We start from the raw sequence: 16,138 nt of genomic DNA, 5'->3' as shown, positions 1-16,138 counted from the left end.
CGGGAGACGGCTGGTGACAGCGCTAATCGTCTCCCGGCGAGTTTTCGGGAGCTCAGGAGCCCGGGGTCCAGGTCCAGACGATGTCCTTCACGTTGATCGCCTTGGGGATCAGGCCGAGCTTGTGGAAGCGATCCGCCGTTTCCTGCTGGGTGGCAATGATCCGGTCATTGATCGGCACCACCGTGTAGTTCGACCGTTCGACGGCGCGCGTGGTCGCCGCCTTGTCGACGCCGGTCGCCTCCTGAAGCTTCGTTGCGACCTCCGGCCGATTGGCCTCGGCCCATTTCCCTTCATCGGCAAAGGTCTTGTTGAACAGCGCGACGATGTCCGGGTGTCTGGTGGTGAAATCCTTGTTGGCGAGAAAGAACGAAATCGAATCCTGCACATCCTTGGAGAAGGCAATCACCCGCGCCTGTTTGCCCTCGGCGAGCGCGAGATACGGATCCCAGATCGACCACGCGTCGATATTGCCACCGGCGAATGCCGCCACCGCGTCGGCGGGGCCGAGATAGACCGGCGTGATATCCGCATAGGTCAATCCGGCCTTCTCCAGCGCAGCAATGATGGTGTTATGCGCGCTCGATCCCTTGCCGAAGCCGACCTTCTTGCCCTTGAGATCGGCGAGCGTCTTGATCGGCGAATTGTCGGGAACGACGATGCCCTGATTGTAGCCCCGCGACGGGATGGCGGCGATATAGACGAGATTGGCACGCGCAGCCTGCGCGAAGATCGGCGGCGCGTCGCCGGCATAGCCGAAGTCGACATTGCCGGTATTGATCGCTTCGAGGATCGGCGGCCCGAACTGGAACTCGACCCAGCGCACGCTGATGCCCTTTTCCTTGAACACCTTTTCGAGCGTCGCGCGCTGCTTCACGGCCGGGAAGATGCCGGCCTTCTGAAAGCCGATGCGGATTTCCTTCAGCTCCTGCGCAGTCACCGGCGATGCGGTGAGCCCGGCGGACAGCAACAAGGCTGCGGAGAGACCTGCGACCACGGATCGTCGGGAATAGGACATGCGCTGTTGCTCCATTTGCGCCCGGGGGATGCAAGGGCGTGATGGTCAAACGCTACGCGCGATTGCGAAGATTGTGCTTTCAAAGGTCGCGGGCAGTCTGCAAGTTTTGCAATCCTGACGTCGGCTCCCGGAGCAGCTTCATCTCCGCCGCGGGGAAATAACCTGCTCTTCCGGAGCCACCCTGAAGGCATGCAGAGAACGTTTCCGCTGCACAACAAGGCCATCGCAGCATGCCTGCATCGCCGCGCCCGGAACTACAGTTGGCCATTTCATTGACGGAAACGAGCCGCTCTCGCACCTTTGCTGCTCACGAAACATCATCAGCAAAGCAGTGCCAACATGCTTCCGATCCACATCGCCCGCTTCATCGAACGCTTCGTGTTCCGGCACACCCGGGCGCTGCAACTGGCCGCCGTAGCCTCCATGCTGTCGGTCTCCTTCGCCTGCGCGCAGACACCGGACGCGGTGCGCATCGGCTATCAGAAGTCGTCGACGCTGATCGCCGTGCTGAAGACCAATGGCGAATTGGAGAAGGCGCTCGCGCCGCTCGGCGTGAAGATCAGCTGGCATGAATTCACGAGCGGCCTGCCGCTGCTCGAGGCTATCAACACCAACAATGTCGATTTCGGCGCCGATGTCGCCGACACCGTGCCGCTGTTCGCGCAGGCCGCCGGCGCCAAGCTCGCTTACATCGCCGAGGAAGCCGCCTCGCCTGCCGCGCAGGCGATCGTGGTCCAGGCGGAGTCGCCGCTGAAGACCGTGGCGGACCTCAAGGGCAAGAAGGTCGCGGTCACCAAAGGCGCCGGCAGCCACTTCCTGCTGCTCGCCGCGCTGAGCAAAGCCGGCCTCACCTTCAAGGACATCCAGCCGGCCTATCTGCCGCCTGCGGATGGCCGAATCGCCTTTGTCGGCGGCAATGTCGATGCCTGGGTGGCATGGGACCCGTTCCTCACCAGCGCACAGCGCCAGTCCAACGCCCGCGTGCTTGCCGATGGCAGCAACGGCCTTGCCAGCTACAAGCGCTACTACCTGTCGTCGGCCGCCTATGCCGACAAGCGCGGCGATGTCCTGAACGTCATTTTCAAGAAGCTCGATGAAACCGGCAAATGGGCCAAGACCGAGCCGAAGGAAGCCGCCAAGCTCCTCTCAAGCCTGTGGGGCATCGACGCCGCCACCGTCGAGGAAGCCAACAGCCACCGCTCCTACAAGGTCGGCGCCGTCACCAAAGCCGGCCTGTCCGAGCAGCAGATCATCGCCGACGCCTTCTTCAACGAAAAGCTCATCCCCGTGAAGGTCGATGCCAGCGACGTGAAGATCTGGGCGCCGAAATAATCCCATTCTGACATTCCCTGAAAGACAACGACAATGAAGACCGCCCTCTCCGTCATCGCCGCCACGATGCTCGCACTCGTCTCCTTTGGCGAGCATGCCGATGCGCAGTCCGCCACCAAGCCTGAACTGAAGGTCGGGTTCGTGCCCGGCCCCTATATCGACGGCTTCAAGAAGGGCGTCGAGCCCGAGCTGAAAAAGAAGGGCTACACCGTCAAATACTATGAATTCTCCACCGGCCTGGAAGCCAACACCGCAGTGTTCAAGAACGACATCGACGCCAATGTGATGCAGCATACGGTGTTCCTCGACAGCTATAACCAGCGCCAGAAGACCGACCTGACCGGCATCATCACGGTGCCGACGCCGCCGATGGGTCTCTATTCGACCAAGCACAAGACGTCCGATGCCGTGAAGGCCGGCGCCACCGTGGTGGTTCCCAATGATCCCGTGAACCTGCAGCGCGCACTCTGGATCCTGCGTGATCTCGGCTGGATCGAGATCAAGGACAACAACCCCGTCGATGTCACAGAGCTCGACGTGATCAAGAATCCAAAGAGCATCAAGATCGTGCCGCTCGAGAACGCGCAGGCGCCGCGCGCCCTCGGCGATGCCGATTTCGCCGCCGTGCAGGGCAATTTCGCGATCTATAGCGGGCTGAAGCTGACCGAGGCCTTCGCACTGGAAAAGATGACCAAGCCCTACACCAATGTCGTGGCCGTCCGCCGGGGCAATGCCGAGGCGCCGTGGGCGAAGGACATCGTTGCGGCCTATCAATCGGACACGTTCAAGACCGCGATCCGCAACGACAAGTTCTATGCCGGCTTCACCCTGCCCGAATACTTCAACTGAGCGCAACCTACGCGCGCAGGCCGCCATAGCGCGACAATCATACCGAACCGCGGATTTGACTCCCAGCGCGGCTCGGTTACGCTTTCCGGAGGCGTTATGAGACGCCTTCGGAAACGAGGGACATGAGAGGTCGGGTCGTCGGGCTATTGCTGGTTTTGTACGCGATCGCCACACCGGCGACCGCCCAGACGCTGTCAAACTTCGAGATCGCCGCCCGCTCCCGCGGTACCCCCGACATTCCCGGTCTCAACATGGTCTGGCTGAGGCCATGGGCCGATCTCCGCCACGCCCGTGAATGGCGCAACATCGTCGTGCATCAGTCGGAAGGCGCGGTCGGCTCCGCCTGGCGTAACGCCGTCGCGCAGATGCAGAAACCCGATCGTCGCGGCGTCGCCATCTGGATCGAGACCGACGGCACGGTTTACTGGTCGACGCCCGAATGGGCGGTGCCGAACCATCTCAACCGCGGCAACCGCAACGACAACAAGTATATCGACAACAGCGGGACCTATCAGCAGATCGACAATGACTCGTCCATCGGGGTCGAGTTCGTCGGCAACTATCCGAATGTCCGCAAGCCGCCCACCGATGCCCAGATCGCGGCTTGGCGCGTGCTGGTCCGCGTGTTGCAGGCCCGCTACGACATCCCGAATGAGCGCGTCTTCGCCCATAACTGGATCGACTACAAGGATCGCCGCTACTGCGAAGGCTGCGAACTCGCCAGGATCGCCCGGACCCAGGGAATCGAGACTGCGCAGCAGATAGCCCCTGCGCATCAAGCCGAGAGCAGCAAGTAGGCCTTACGTTCCGACGCGCAGCGCCGCGCGCTGCTTGCGCAGATAGGCGATCACCGACAGCGCGGTGATGCGGCCGGTCTTCGGGTTCTCTGACGGGATGTTTTCGATCTGCATCGAGAACCGTGCGGAATCCGAATCCACCTCGACACGATGGACGTTGCGGGTCAGCGCCGGATCGGCCCAGATTTCCAGCGTCGTGGCATCAGGCCCCGCGCCCGCAAGCGACAGCGCGACGGCGACATTGAGATTGGCGGGAAAGCCCTTGGCGGCTTCGCGCGCCGTGCCCTCGAAAATCTTCATCGGTTCGGTGATGCTCTCGATGTCGATCTTGTTCTCGACGATATAGGGCGCGCCGGCGAGACCCTTCACCGGCTTGCGCGTCACCATCCTCACCGAATTGATCTTGCCTTCGGCCGCTGCGGTCACCGCATCGAGCCCGATCAGGGCGCCAGTCGGCACTACGATCTGACCGCCATTCTGCTTGGCCAGCGCGACGAGATCCTCATTGAACAACAGCGCTCCAGCGCTCAGCACGATCGCGGTCTTGCCCTTGCTGACGAACGGCTTGACGATTTCGGGCAGCAGCTTGGCCGGCGCACATTCGATCACGATATCGGCGACATCCACGAGGCCTGCGATGGGCAGCACCGGCGGCGCCTTGCCGAGACCGGACAGGAACGCCTGATGCTTCTCCGGATTCTGCACGGCGATCGCCGCCAGAACCAGACCGTCGATGCCGCGGTCCAGGGCTTCCGCCACCTTGCGGCCGATCGGGCCAAGGCCAACAATGGCCACGCGCGTGGCAGACTTTGCTTCAGTGCTCATCAGGTCTATCTCGTCCAATGATTTCGGGGCCACGCCGCCATATCCGGAAACGGTTCTCCCCCGGAAAGGCCGCAATGTCCATGCGGTGACGTCAGCCAGTTTAGAAGGCTTCCGGCCTCACGCCATCGTGCAGCACGTGCGACAATCCCGGGCTTGCACGTAAAAGGACGTTTCGCTACCTCTGCCGTGATTGCTGTCTCGGCGAGGCCGCACGTAAGCGTTAACGTGAACCAACGCGCCGATCGAACCTGATCCAGGCTCGACCTGCGCGACATCGCGTCAAACAGGCCGATCTGGATTCCCCGGGAATCCACATGACCGACACATCTTCAGACACCATTTCCAACGATCTTCATCGCATCACGCGCGTTCGCCACGAGCTGAAGCGCCGTCTGCTGACCGTCAAGCGCGTGACGTCGGTGACGCCGTACATGAAGCGCATCACCCTCACCGGTGACGACCTCGAAGGCTTCGTGAGTGCGTCCTATGACAACCACGTCAAGGTGTTCTTCCCGCGCCCCGGCGAAGCCGAGCCCTTGATGCCCGTCTTCAGCGAAGGCCGTGTGCTGGTCGATGAGAGCACGCGGCCAATCGCGCGGGACTACACGCCGCGGCGTTATGACGAAACCGCGAAAGAACTCGACCTCGATTTCGCCATTCATGATGCGGGACCTGCCACGACCTGGGCCGCCGAAGCGAAGCCAGGCGATAAAGTCGGTATTGGCGGCCCGCGCGGCTCGTTCGTGGTGCCGGACGACTTCGACTGGTACCTGCTGATCGGCGACGAAACTGCCCTGCCCGCCATCGGCCGCCGACTTGAAGAACTGCGTCCTGCCACGCGGGCCATCGTGATCGCAGAAGTCGCCGACGCCGCCGAGGAGCAGGTCTTCGCAGCGAAGGCCTCCGTCACGATCAACTGGCTGCATCGAGGCCAGCACAGCGCCGGATCGACCACCCTGATGGAAGATGCTCTGCGCAACCTCAAACTTCCCGTTGGAGACGGCTACGCCTTCATCGCCGCGGAATCCGAAGTCGCCAAGCGCCTCCGCAAGATTCTCGTCGACGAGCGCCAGCATCCCAAGGCATGGGTCAAGGCATCGGGCTATTGGAAAGGCGGCGCAGAGAACTATCATGAACCGCATGACGATTGATCGTCACATCTGCAGATAGCAGGGAGTACCGGTGTCCCATCGTTTCACGCGCCGCGATTTTACCGGAGCGGCCGGCGCGCTCGCCGCCGGCCTCGCCGTCCCGACTGCGCAGGCCGAAGCTCAAACAGTCTCGGCCACACCGGCAATGCTTGCCAACGACCGGCGTTTTCCGGCGGATTTCGTCTGGGGCACCGCAACGTCGGCCTATCAGATCGAGGGTGCCGTCGCGGCCGAAGGCCGCGGCCCCTCCATCTGGGATAGCTATTCGCACACACCGAGCAAGATCCGCGGCGGCGGCAACGGCGACCACGCGGTGGATCATTTCCATCGCTACAAGGAAGACGTCCAACTGATGAAGGCGCTGGGCGGGAAGGCCTATCGCTTCTCCATGTCATGGTCGCGCGTATTTCCGACCGGCGTGGGCACGCCCAATCCGCAAGGGCTGGATTTCTACAACCGCCTCATCGACGAGCTATTGGCCAATGGCATCGAGCCATACGCCACGCTGTATCACTGGGATCTGCCGCAGGCGCTGCAGGACCGCGTCGGCGGCTGGGCGTCGCCAGATACATCGAAGGCGTTTGGTGATTATGCCGCCCATGTGGCGCAACGTATTACCGACCGCGTCAAGAACATCTTCACCATCAATGAATGCGGGACCTTCGTGGATTTCGGCTATGGCCACGGCCCGGTCGAGCTCGCGCCCGGCCTGAAGCTGCCACAGCCGCAGCTCAACCAGGTTCGCCATCACGTCGCACTGGGCCACGGCATGGCTGTGCAGGCGATCCGCGCCAATGGACGCGCTGACACCAAGGTCGGCGTTGCCGAGAATGTCGCATCCTGCGTCCCGGCCATCGAGACGCCTGCCAATATCCGCGCAGCCGAAATCGCAACGCGCGAGATGAATGGCGGCTACATGACCGTCATCCTCGAAGGCAGATACACCGATGCATTCCTGGCCTATGCCGGCAAGAATGCGCCGAGCTTCACCGCCGAAGAACTGAAGATCATTTCTTCCCCCGTCGATTTCGTCGGTCTCAACGTCTACATGCCGCAATATTATGTGGTAGCGAGTGGCGATCAGCACGGCTTCGCGCTGGTGCCGTTCCCGACCTCGTTCCCGCGCATGGATTCGGACTGGCTGCGGATCGGGCCGGAGGCGCTGTATTGGGCGCCCCGCAATGTCGCCAAGGTCTGGAACGTCAAGCAGATCTATATCAGCGAGAACGGTACATCGGCCGCCGACCGGCCGGCCGGTGACGGCAAGATCCACGACCTCGACCGCGTCATGTATCTCAGGAACTATCTCACGCATCTGCAGCGCGCGACGTCGGAAGGCATCCCCGTAAGGGGGTATTTCCACTGGAGCCTGATGGATAATTTCGAGTGGTCGGATGGCTATGAAAAACGCTTCGGGCTGTATCACGTCGACTTCGCGACGCAGAAACGAACGCCGAAGCTGTCAGCCGAATTCTATCGCAGCCTGATCGCGGCCAACGCGCTGGTCTAGCTCAGAGCAACTTCCCATCCGCGCCGAAGAACGGATGCGGGCCGTCGAAGTCGCCGATCGGCACCTGATGCGTGACCAGATGGCCGCCCTCCTCGCCATCCGGAAACCAGACATGCAGGTGGAAAGCCGGCGGCTCGACACGGAAGGACGGCGGACGCAATTCGGCGATGTCGAGATCGACCGCATGGTTCGGCGCCGGGCAAATGGTCGCAACCGTCCCGGCGAATGTCGTCAGTGTCGCGCGATGGACGTGGCCGGCGGCGACGATGCGCACGCGCGGATGCCTGCGGACGATGGCAGCGAGCTCATCCGCGTTGAACAGGTCCTGCACGTCCATATGGGTGATGCCCGTGCGGAACGGCGGATGATGCAGGAACAACAATGCCGGCCGCTCGCGCGATGATGCCAGCGTGGCATCCAGCCACTCCAGCGTTGCCGCTTCCAGCGTGCCGCGCGGCTTGCCCGAAACATGCGAGTCCAGCAGGATGATATCGAGCGGGCCAACCGTCCGCGCCTGATCGAGCGGGCCCGACGACTTGGCATAGGCCCAATCGGGAAATGCCGCGCGCATCATGTCGCGGGCGTCGTGATTACCGGGAACACCGATGAACGGGATCTTGAGCGGCGCCAGCAGTCGCCACAGATACTCGTATTCGCCGGGCGTCGGCGTATCCACGAGATCGCCGGAGATGACGACGAGATCGGGCCGCGGATCGAGTGCGTTCAGCTCGGCCACACAGCGCTCCAGCGCCTTGGCCGTGTCGACCTTGCCATAGGCCAGCTCGCCCGGCGCCTTGATATGCAGATCGGAGATCTGCGCGATGATGGTGGGCTTCGACATCAGTCTTCTTTCGGCAACACGCGAACCGCTTGAGGCGTGACCGACAGGCCGACGCGCTCCCCTGCACGCACATTGATGGTGTTCGGCGCGTCCACCGTCAACGGCTTGTTCGCCGCACCCGTCACCACGAGGCGCTGGCGATCACCGATAAAGGCGACGCTTTCAACCATGCCGCGCAGGAAAGCATCCGCCTCGGCGACAATTCCGATGGTCTCTGGCCGGATCATCGCCACTGCCGCAGCGTTGTCGGCGGCATCATCGAGCGCCAGCCAGCCACCAGGCAGCGTCAGCCGACCGCTCGCCACCGGCCCTTCGACGATATTGGCCGCACCGACGAATTCGGCGACGAAGCGATTCTGGGGAGCAAAGTAGATCTCTCGCGGCGTTCCGATCTGGGCGATGGCGCCCTTGCGCATGACAACGATACGGTCGCCGAGCTCCATCGCTTCGGCCTGATCGTGAGTCACATAGATCGCGGTGATCCCGAGTGAACGCAGCAGGTTGTTGAGTTCACTGCGCAGCCGGTCGCGCAGCGACGCATCAAGCGCCGTCAATGGCTCATCCAGCAGCAGCACACGTGGACGCACGGCCACCGCGCGCGCCAGCGCAACGCGCTGACGCTGGCCGCCAGATAATTGATCGATACGGCGGTTTTCGAGCCCGCCGATATTGGTCAGCGCCACCATCTCGGCGACACGCGCCGCGCGCGCGGCCTTGTCGACGCCGCGAATCTTCAGCCCGTAGCCGATATTCTCGGCCACGGTCATGTTGGGAAACAGCGCATAGGACTGGAACACCATGCCGACATGGCGCTGCTCGATTGGCACCGCGGTCATGTCGGTTGTGTCGAACAACACACGGCCACCCGCATCAGGCGTCTCCAGCCCGGCGATGATCCGCAGCATGGTGGTCTTGCCGCAACCGGAAGGACCGAGCAGCACCAGCGTCTCACCACTGACGATATCCAGCGAAGCCGGCGCCAGAGCCTGCGTACCGTCCGGAAAGGTCTTGCCGCAGTTCTCGATATGGACGGCCGCACCGTGGCCTGCGATCCCGCTCATTTCTTTTCGCCCTTCTCGGCAAACATCTGCATCGCCACCAGAAGAGGCACAATCATGATGAAAAAGATCAGTGTGTAGGCCGATGCCACTTCCAGCCGCATCGACGCGTAACTATCGGCGAGGCCGACCGGCAGCGTCTTGGTGAGCGGCGTGTGCAGCATCCAGGTCAGGTTGAATTCGCCGAGCGACAGCGTCACCACCATCAGCGATCCGGCGAGAATGCCGGGCATGGCGTTCGGCACGATGACATTGCAAAACCGCGTCCATGGCGAGGCGCCGAGCGAGGCAGCGCCCTCGTCCAGCGTCTTAATGTCCACCGAAGCGAACACCGCCATCACCGAGCGCACCATGAAGGGCATGGTGAAGATCACGTGGCCAGTAAGGATGAAGACCCACGACTGCCTGAAGCCACCGAAACCGCCATAGGTGAGCAGCAGCGCCAGCGCGATGGCCAGGCCAGGGATTGCCAGCGGCAGCGTGATGATCTCCTCGATCACGCGCGACAACCTACCGCTCTTCACGTGTAACCCATAAGCCGCGGGCACGCCGACAACCAGCGTCACCGCCAGGGTCGCGAAGGCGATCAGAAACGACAGCCCGATTTCACCGGCATAGAGGTTCCAGACCTGTACCACCCATTGCAGGGTGACGCCCGACTGGATGCCACGGAAGTAATTGACGGTGACGCCAGCGGAAATCGACAGCACAACAGGCACGACGAGGAACGCCGCGACGAGCAGTGTGAAGCCGAGCTGGCCAGCGAAAATCAGGCGATCGCGCATCGGCTTACCCCGCCGCCGCGACAGCGCCGCCGCTCATTGAGCGGGCCAGCGCGAGGATTGCCCAGGCGATCACGCCGAGTCCGATCGACAGCGCCGCCGAGATCGCAAAATTCGCCGCCAATGTGAACTCGGTATAGATCAGCATTGGCAGCACATCGATGTTGGTCGCAAGCGTGAAGGCTGTCCCGAACGCCCCCATCGCCGTCGCGAAGGCAATCGCGCCCGAGGCTACGAAAGCCGGCCCGAGCGCCGGCAGTACCACGTCGCGCTGGACCGCCCACGGGCTCGCACCGAGCGAACGCGCTGCCTCCTCCAATCCGATATCGAGCTTCTGCACCGCGGCCATCACCGTGAGGATCACGCGCGGAATCGAGAAATAGAGATAGCCGAGAAACAGACCGAAGATCGAATAAGCGAATACGACTTTCTCGCCCGTCACCGCGGCGGTGATGGCGCCGATCAGGCCCTGACGTCCTGCAAGGAGAATGATGAGAAAGCCGACCACGACGCCGGGAAATGCCAGCGGAAATGTCAGCATCGCGATCAGCACGGCGCGGCCGGGGAAGCGATGCCGCTGCAGAAACAGGCCCGCGATGGTGGCAATCACCAGCGTGGCGATGGTCGTCGCCGCAGCGAGTACGACCGTATTGATCAGCGTGGCACGATAGCGCGGTTCTGTAATGATCGCGAGATAGGCGGACACGCCGCGCGATCCACCGGCACCGACGGCGAGCAATTGCGCCATCGGCAAGAGGAAGAAGGCTGCTGTCACCACCACGAGCGGCAGCAGGCAGATCCAGATGAAATTACGATGCGACATGAAATTATGGTGCCCCTGCCCCCGCCGGGGCACCATTGTGCATCAACGGACTTCGGCGAGATAGCGGTCGCTGAAGCCTTTCTGCGCCAGCTCCATCTTGCCCCAGTCCACGCTCTTGGCGCGGGCATATTCGCTGTCCGGCAGGAACTTGGCCTTCACGGCTTCCGGCAGGTCGATCTTGCGGGCCGGACGGAGGTAGGCGTTGGTCCAGATCGCCTGGCCCTTGTCGGACAGGAGATAATCCATGACCTTCTTGGCCTTGTCCTTGTGCGGCGCGTTCTTCACGAGACCGACCACATAGGGGAACACGACCGAGCCTTCGCAGGGAATGACGAATTCGAAACTGCCCTTCTCGGAATACTTGGCGCGATAGGCATTGAAATCATAATCCAGCAGGATCGGCATCTCGCCGGAGACGACGCGGGCATAGGATGTCTGCTTCGGCACGATCGCGTCGTTCTTCTTCAGCTCCTTGAAGAAGGCGATGGCCGGATCGAAATTCTGGTCGGTGCCGCCGAGGGCGAGATTGACCGCAACAGCGCCGACATAGCCGACGGCGGCAGACGTCGGATCGAGATAGCCGACCATGCCCTTGTAGTCGGGCTTGGCGAGATCCTTCCAGCACTTCGGCACCGGCTTGCCAGCGAGGGCATCCTTGTTGACGAAGAAGCCGAGCGTGCCGGAATGGATCGTGGTCCAGTAGCCTTCGGAATCCTTCAGGCCGGCATCGACCTGATCCCAGCCGGCAGGCTTGTAGGGTTCGAGTGCATCCTGCGCCTTGGCCTTCATACCGAAAGTGACGCCAAAATAGCCGATATCGCCGACCGGATTGGCCTTCTCGGCGAGGATCTGCGCCAGCGCCTGGCCGGAATTCTTGTTGTCATGCGGCATCTCGATGCTGAGGTCGGTCTTCACGGCCTTGATCATCGACGCCCAGTCGGCCCATTCCGGCGGACAGTTGTAGCAGATGACATCCGCAGCACGGGCGGGCTGCGATAGGGCGGCGAGCGCCAGCGCGGACAGAGCAAATACCAAGCGGAACGGTTTCACGGCGATCGTCTCCATCCTGACGCAGGCTTTAAGGCCGGCGCATAGAAGTCTGAGGGGAATGCGTGACGCCCCACTATAGGCCGCGGATGAAACTTTTGCGACAAAGCCAACCCGCAGCGCATTTGTGCACCGCAATGACCGCGAAGCCCATCGACAACACCCCGCGGAGGATGTGAAATCACGTGTCGCCGCTGATATTGGACCGTTGATGTGAAAGAGACGCCCGAACGCGATCGAGGCCTGCTCGGTCTGGTCGAACGACTCATGAGGAGGCCAGGCGATCCCGAACCGATCAGGCCTGAGCCAGACGCGGACACCAGAGACGGTTTCGATCCGGTCGTCGCAGAGGAGAATCCAGCGGCATCGCTGGAGCCGCAACTTGCGGTCGAGAGCACCCGCACGCTTGGCCGGTCGGAAATCGCGGATGTGATCCTGCGCGCGCTAAGGGGTATCGATGGCTGTCCGACAGCCGGCTTCGAAGTGGTCGTCTATGGCACGCGCCCATGGAACGCCATGTTGCGCATCACGCCGGCCGCCGGCGCGGTGCCTGACGCGCGTGCCTGGCGCCAGCGGGTCCAGGACATGGTTCAGCTGTTGCGACATCAATACGAGTTGCGCGAATAGACCGGAGGCTAGCCTTCCATGCGCACCAGCACGACCTCAAACGGCACGCCGGGGCGTTGCTTGACGACACCTCTGCAGGACGCCGTCGTGGTCTTGGATGTCCCGACCAGATCAATCTCGACCTCGTCGATGCCGAAGATCGTTGGCTGGCCGTCCGCATGCCGGCGGGTCGCAATCGTCGCCGTGAAAGCATCGCCGTTCTGGATATAGGAACCGCTATAGGCGATCACCGTATCGCCGCCCGACAATCGACCATCAGCGAGCGTGATAATCCCCATACCTTCCTTCTCGGGAATACGAAACCACGCCGAATAACGGCCATCCGGGAGCATGACAAACCTGAACTGTAAGTTGCGGTATAGCCAATTACCACCAACCCATCAGAAAGACGTTAACCAGATCGGTCGCATTGAAACGATCGATCTCGCCTTCCCCAATGTAATGCCGCGCTACTTGCCGCCCCCGATATTGCCGCCCTTGATATGGCCGAGCGAGTTGCTGCCATAGGCAGAATTGCCGTGATTGCCGCTCATCGCCGCATTGCCACGAAAGATTGCGGGACCTCGCATCTGGCCATAGGCCCCGTAATATCCGTGGTGCGCCTTGTAGCCACGATGGACTTTCTTCGCAGACGCCGCCGTCGCCGTGAAACTCGCGATCATCAATGCGGCTGCTGCCGTTGCCAGAATTTTTTTCATGTTCAACCCTCTGTAACGCCCTGCAGGAAAACGCCGGTCGCTGCGTCTCGTTCCGGCACAAATCGTCGCAAAAAACGGCCTTACGACGATCTCCGGATATCCCGTCCACAGGCCTGGTAACGCTTTGCTCACCATACAAAATGGGTGGCCCCGACCGCGATCGGTGGTAAGTGGGTGCTGCTTATTGCGCATCAAATAAATTACACCGCGTTCGGACATCATGTTGCTAGATCAGTCCTCCATCTTCGCAGCGATCGGACTCTCGAGCGCGGCGCTCGCGCTCACATTGCTCGCCACCTGGCTCGTCGCGCGATCCGAGACCTATCTGCTGACTTGGTCGATCGGTCTCGCGACCACGGTCGTTGCCGTCATCATCTATGCAGGCTTCGAGCAGTATGATTCGAGGCTACAGCTCGCTGCATTCGTATTGCTGCTTGTCGGCTTCGGGGTGATCTATGCGGGCACCACGCAATTCTGCTCGAATGAGGCCCACTGGATTCGCGCCGCCCTCGTCACCACGGCAGGGCTCGTTCCGATGATCATCGGCTTTGCGCTTGGTTACACCGGCGTCGGCACGATGGCCGCGAATTTTGGCACGGGCCTTCTCGTTGCGCTCTCGGCTGCGCAATATTGGCACGCGCGCGCCGAAGCACCGCTGCTGATGGTCGCAAATGCGCTACTCTATCTCGTCACGGCCGCATCGTTCGTGGCTTGCGGTGCCGAACTCTTGCGTACCGGGCAATTCGTGCTGACCGATCGACCGATGAATTGGGCAGAACAGTTCAATTCACTGATGGTGATCGTCGGTCTGACCGGGATCGGTGCGCTGTCACTGACAATCAACCAGATCCGGACGTCGAACCGGCATAAATCCGATGCCATGACCGATCCTTTGACCGGCCTGCTCAATCGGCGCGCGCTGTTTGGCGAAAGGGTAACGGAGACAGCATCCAACACTGCAATTCTGGTGATGGATCTCGATCACTTCAAAACGATCAACGATCGGTTCGGCCACGCCGCCGGCGACCGCGTGCTGCGGGCCTTTGCTGAAGTGATCTTCTCGAACATTCGCGCCGAAGACGTTGCCGCGCGTCTGGGCGGCGAGGAATTCTGCATTGTCCTATCCGCGTCGAGCCCAAAAGCAGCAGCCGCTGTTGCCGAGCGTATCCGATCGACGCTCGAAACTAAGACGTTCCCGACTTCCGCCGGTGTTATCCACGCCACGGTCAGCGTGGGCATCGCGATCCGGTCAGCCGAGCCTGAAACGCTGCAGGCATTGCTTAGCCGAGCAGATGCTGCGCTCTACCAGGCCAAGGCGGCGGGCCGAAATCGCGTGCAAATTTCTGATTTTCATCTGGCCGCCTGAGCCGCGCGACGCCCGGTTCCACGAAAAATTAAGCACTCGCTGGCAGCGTAAGGTTTTTCGGCAGAATGCCCCGATGCCCGGTCAGAAAACCATTGCCATAGAGACGCTCAATCTGCTGCGCGCCTCAGAACCACGTCCCAACGACAGCCACCTCAAGGCGGCGTCGATCGTCGCTTTTCCGCTCGGCCCCATCGAGGTCGAGCAAATTACGCCGCGGTTCTTCGCCTCCTTCGCCATCGAGAGCCTGCTGCGCTCGATCTGCTATCGCGAAGAACAGTGGTTGATCGAAGCCCGGCACAGCCATGCGATGCGGATGACGCTGAACTGGGTCGAGGCTGAAAGCTGACGACAGAATTACCCCTCGGCCGGAAACGTATCTCGCAGTGACGGCCGCTCCGACACGGCTGCGAACCAGTCGGTCAGGGCCGGCCGCGAGCTGCGCCAGTCGAATGATGCAAAACGAAAATCCAGATAGCCGAGCGCGCAGGCGATGGTGAGGCTGCCGATGCTGACGCGAGTGCCAAACACTGCGACGTCGTTTTCCATCTGGTCTAGGGACGCAGCGATCTTGGTCATCTGACCATCGATCCACTCCGCCGATCTGATCTCGTCGCTACGGCAGGTATTCTCATAGCGCGTGAGCAGCGCAGCATCGAGCAGGCCGTCTCCGAGCGCCTGCTCCGTGAGCACCTGCCAGCGCTCCGCGCCGCGCGGAAACAGCGAACCGTGTCCGAGGTCGTCGAGATATTCGCAGATCACCCGGCTGTCGAACAGCAGCGTGCCATCCGCCAGCTTCGCCGCCGGCACCTTGGCCAGCGGATTGAAACTTGCGATCCGCGCGTCCCGCTTGAGCGGATGCGCCGCACTCGGCAGCCACACGATGCGATCGGCCAACCCCAGTTCGATGGCGCAGGCCATCACCTTGCGCACATAAGGCGATGTCGGCGCATAAAACAGTTCGATCTTGTTGCTCATGGCTTCTGATCCTCCGCGTCGATGGCTGCCAGCGCGGCCCGCGCGACTTCGACATCCTGCGCGCCGGTGCCCGATCCAACGCCGACCGCGCCGACGCACTGGCCTGCAATCACGATGGGCAGTCCGCCTTCGAGATTGGTGAGGCGGCCGCCGCCTGCGATGGCCAGCTTGATCTCGTCGGCGGGATTGAGCCGCGATGTCGGCTGCCGATGCGACGCGGCCGTAATGGCCTTGGAAATCGATGTTTCCCGCGACAGCAATTTGGCGCCGTCCATCCGGACGAACGCCAGCAGATTGCCGCCGTCGTCGACGATCGTGATGTTCTGCGCCACGCCCAACTCTTCTGCCTTGGCGACGGCACCCACCAGCGCTTTGAGCGCGCCTTCATGTGTCAGCTTGAGAGAGGGTTTAGTCGTCGCCATGGGACTGCTCCTGTATCGAT

Annotated in this window: 19 protein-coding genes; 8 read left to right on the top strand and 11 right to left on the bottom strand. The window is 62.0% G+C overall.

Translation table 11 applies throughout. The features are described 5' to 3' along the window. Window positions 1–52 precede the first annotated feature (52 nt). Complete coding sequence (locus AB7951_RS09270; protein WP_120293162.1) at window positions 53–1,015, bottom strand: aliphatic sulfonate ABC transporter substrate-binding protein; 963 nt, start codon at window positions 1,013–1,015, stop codon at window positions 53–55. A gap of 423 nt (window positions 1,016–1,438) precedes the next feature. Between AB7951_RS09270 and AB7951_RS09265 the strand changes: the two genes are divergently transcribed. The 3 genes from AB7951_RS09265 (at window position 1,439) to AB7951_RS09255 (ending at window position 3,993) form a co-directional block, all read left to right on the top strand. Further along, on the top strand, window positions 1,439–2,347 hold the full coding sequence (locus AB7951_RS09265; RefSeq protein WP_120293160.1) for an aliphatic sulfonate ABC transporter substrate-binding protein: 909 nt from the start codon (window positions 1,439–1,441) through the stop codon (window positions 2,345–2,347). 33 nt (window positions 2,348–2,380) lie between these two features. After that, window positions 2,381–3,196, top strand: a complete 816-nt coding sequence (locus tag AB7951_RS09260; RefSeq protein WP_120293106.1) for a MetQ/NlpA family ABC transporter substrate-binding protein — start codon at window positions 2,381–2,383, stop codon at window positions 3,194–3,196. A gap of 122 nt (window positions 3,197–3,318) precedes the next feature. After that, a complete protein-coding gene (locus AB7951_RS09255; protein ID WP_120293104.1) occupies window positions 3,319–3,993 on the top strand; it encodes a peptidoglycan recognition protein family protein in 675 nt (224 codons plus the stop codon). A gap of 3 nt (window positions 3,994–3,996) precedes the next feature. Here the strand turns inward: AB7951_RS09255 and AB7951_RS09250 are convergent, their stop codons facing one another. Beyond that, on the bottom strand, window positions 3,997–4,818 hold the full coding sequence (locus AB7951_RS09250; RefSeq protein ID WP_120293102.1) for an aspartate dehydrogenase: 822 nt from the start codon (window positions 4,816–4,818) through the stop codon (window positions 3,997–3,999). A gap of 314 nt (window positions 4,819–5,132) precedes the next feature. Between AB7951_RS09250 and AB7951_RS09245 the strand changes: the two genes are divergently transcribed. Both AB7951_RS09245 and AB7951_RS09240 read left to right on the top strand, forming a co-directional pair. Continuing rightward, window positions 5,133–5,969, top strand: coding sequence for a siderophore-interacting protein (locus AB7951_RS09245; RefSeq protein WP_120293100.1), 837 nt, complete (start codon window positions 5,133–5,135; stop codon window positions 5,967–5,969). A gap of 31 nt (window positions 5,970–6,000) precedes the next feature. Continuing rightward, window positions 6,001–7,479, top strand: coding sequence for a GH1 family beta-glucosidase (locus AB7951_RS09240; RefSeq protein ID WP_439061723.1), 1,479 nt, complete (start codon window positions 6,001–6,003; stop codon window positions 7,477–7,479). Window position 7,480: 1 nt separating this feature from the next. Here the strand turns inward: AB7951_RS09240 and AB7951_RS09235 are convergent, their stop codons facing one another. From AB7951_RS09235 to AB7951_RS09215, 5 genes are read right to left on the bottom strand one after another with little or no spacing between them, the layout of a single operon-like run. Then, window positions 7,481–8,323, bottom strand: coding sequence for a phosphodiesterase (locus AB7951_RS09235; RefSeq protein WP_120293098.1), 843 nt, complete (start codon window positions 8,321–8,323; stop codon window positions 7,481–7,483). After that, window positions 8,320–9,381 (bottom strand): ABC transporter ATP-binding protein, encoded by a 1,062-nt coding sequence (locus AB7951_RS09230; RefSeq protein WP_120293096.1) that lies wholly within the window; start codon window positions 9,379–9,381, stop codon window positions 8,320–8,322. Before AB7951_RS09230 ends, AB7951_RS09235 begins: the two co-directional genes overlap by 4 nt. Then, on the bottom strand, window positions 9,378–10,163 hold the full coding sequence (locus AB7951_RS09225; protein ID WP_120293094.1) for an ABC transporter permease subunit: 786 nt from the start codon (window positions 10,161–10,163) through the stop codon (window positions 9,378–9,380). Before AB7951_RS09225 ends, AB7951_RS09230 begins: the two co-directional genes overlap by 4 nt. Window positions 10,164–10,167: 4 nt before the next feature. Beyond that, window positions 10,168–10,983 (bottom strand): ABC transporter permease, encoded by an 816-nt coding sequence (locus AB7951_RS09220; RefSeq protein ID WP_068732044.1) that lies wholly within the window; start codon window positions 10,981–10,983, stop codon window positions 10,168–10,170. 42 nt (window positions 10,984–11,025) lie between these two features. Further along, window positions 11,026–12,033, bottom strand: coding sequence for an ABC transporter substrate-binding protein (locus AB7951_RS09215; protein WP_120293156.1), 1,008 nt, complete (start codon window positions 12,031–12,033; stop codon window positions 11,026–11,028). Window positions 12,034–12,243: 210 nt separating this feature from the next. Between AB7951_RS09215 and AB7951_RS09210 the strand changes: the two genes are divergently transcribed. Next, entirely contained in the window at window positions 12,244–12,657 is a 414-nt protein-coding gene (locus tag AB7951_RS09210; protein WP_120293092.1) for a hypothetical protein, read from the top strand. An 8-nt stretch (window positions 12,658–12,665) separates the two neighbouring features. Here AB7951_RS09210 and AB7951_RS09205 read toward each other — a convergent pair whose 3' ends face one another. Next, window positions 12,666–12,935, bottom strand: a complete 270-nt coding sequence (locus AB7951_RS09205) for a hypothetical protein (RefSeq protein ID WP_231080251.1) — start codon at window positions 12,933–12,935, stop codon at window positions 12,666–12,668. A gap of 171 nt (window positions 12,936–13,106) precedes the next feature. Next, on the bottom strand, window positions 13,107–13,355 hold the full coding sequence (locus tag AB7951_RS09200) for a hypothetical protein (protein ID WP_089264761.1): 249 nt from the start codon (window positions 13,353–13,355) through the stop codon (window positions 13,107–13,109). Window positions 13,356–13,575: 220 nt separating this feature from the next. Between AB7951_RS09200 and AB7951_RS09195 the strand changes: the two genes are divergently transcribed. Further along, on the top strand, window positions 13,576–14,721 hold the full coding sequence (locus AB7951_RS09195; protein WP_120293090.1) for a GGDEF domain-containing protein: 1,146 nt from the start codon (window positions 13,576–13,578) through the stop codon (window positions 14,719–14,721). Window positions 14,722–14,794: 73 nt separating this feature from the next. Further along, window positions 14,795–15,067 carry a hypothetical protein gene (locus AB7951_RS09190; RefSeq protein ID WP_089264763.1) on the top strand — a complete coding sequence of 91 codons (273 nt, stop codon included), beginning with the start codon at window positions 14,795–14,797 and terminating at the stop codon, window positions 15,065–15,067. Between the two features lie 8 nt (window positions 15,068–15,075). Here AB7951_RS09190 and AB7951_RS09185 read toward each other — a convergent pair whose 3' ends face one another. Together AB7951_RS09185 and AB7951_RS09180 are read right to left on the bottom strand one after the other, a co-directional pair. After that, the gene (locus AB7951_RS09185) at window positions 15,076–15,684 is read right to left on the bottom strand and encodes a glutathione S-transferase (RefSeq protein ID WP_120293154.1); all 609 of its coding nucleotides are present in this window, start codon (window positions 15,682–15,684) and stop codon (window positions 15,076–15,078) included. An 8-nt stretch (window positions 15,685–15,692) separates the two neighbouring features. Next, window positions 15,693–16,118 (bottom strand): heme-binding protein, encoded by a 426-nt coding sequence (locus AB7951_RS09180; protein WP_120293088.1) that lies wholly within the window; start codon window positions 16,116–16,118, stop codon window positions 15,693–15,695. Between the last annotated feature and the right edge of the window lie 20 nt (window positions 16,119–16,138).

Source organism: Tardiphaga sp. 285_C5_N1_2 (genome assembly GCF_052076065.1).
Lineage (GTDB): Bacteria > Pseudomonadota > Alphaproteobacteria > Rhizobiales > Xanthobacteraceae > Tardiphaga > Tardiphaga robiniae.
The sequence above is the reverse complement of the archived record's forward strand: the minus strand, read 5'-3'. Positions and strand labels throughout refer to the sequence as shown.

Excerpts from the sequence above, each read along its gene's own strand:
- AB7951_RS09270 (WP_120293162.1), bottom strand. The coding sequence starts at position 1,015 with ATGTCCTATTCCCGACGATCCGTGGTCGCAGGTCTCTCCGCAGCCTTG.
- AB7951_RS09265 (WP_120293160.1), top strand. The coding sequence starts at position 1,439 with ATGCTGTCGGTCTCCTTCGCCTGCGCGCAGACACCGGACGCGGTGCGC.
- AB7951_RS09260 (WP_120293106.1), top strand. The coding sequence starts at position 2,381 with ATGAAGACCGCCCTCTCCGTCATCGCCGCCACGATGCTCGCACTCGTC.
- AB7951_RS09255 (WP_120293104.1), top strand. The coding sequence starts at position 3,319 with ATGAGAGGTCGGGTCGTCGGGCTATTGCTGGTTTTGTACGCGATCGCC.
- AB7951_RS09250 (WP_120293102.1), bottom strand. The coding sequence starts at position 4,818 with ATGAGCACTGAAGCAAAGTCTGCCACGCGCGTGGCCATTGTTGGCCTT.
- AB7951_RS09245 (WP_120293100.1), top strand. The coding sequence starts at position 5,133 with ATGACCGACACATCTTCAGACACCATTTCCAACGATCTTCATCGCATC.
- AB7951_RS09230 (WP_120293096.1), bottom strand. The coding sequence starts at position 9,381 with ATGAGCGGGATCGCAGGCCACGGTGCGGCCGTCCATATCGAGAACTGC.
- AB7951_RS09225 (WP_120293094.1), bottom strand. The coding sequence starts at position 10,163 with ATGCGCGATCGCCTGATTTTCGCTGGCCAGCTCGGCTTCACACTGCTC.
- AB7951_RS09220 (WP_068732044.1), bottom strand. The coding sequence starts at position 10,983 with ATGTCGCATCGTAATTTCATCTGGATCTGCCTGCTGCCGCTCGTGGTG.
- AB7951_RS09205 (WP_231080251.1), bottom strand. The coding sequence starts at position 12,935 with ATGGGGATTATCACGCTCGCTGATGGTCGATTGTCGGGCGGCGATACG.
- AB7951_RS09200 (WP_089264761.1), bottom strand. The coding sequence starts at position 13,355 with ATGAAAAAAATTCTGGCAACGGCAGCAGCCGCATTGATGATCGCGAGT.
- AB7951_RS09195 (WP_120293090.1), top strand. The coding sequence starts at position 13,576 with ATGTTGCTAGATCAGTCCTCCATCTTCGCAGCGATCGGACTCTCGAGC.
- AB7951_RS09190 (WP_089264763.1), top strand. The coding sequence starts at position 14,795 with ATGCCCGGTCAGAAAACCATTGCCATAGAGACGCTCAATCTGCTGCGC.
- AB7951_RS09180 (WP_120293088.1), bottom strand. The coding sequence starts at position 16,118 with ATGGCGACGACTAAACCCTCTCTCAAGCTGACACATGAAGGCGCGCTC.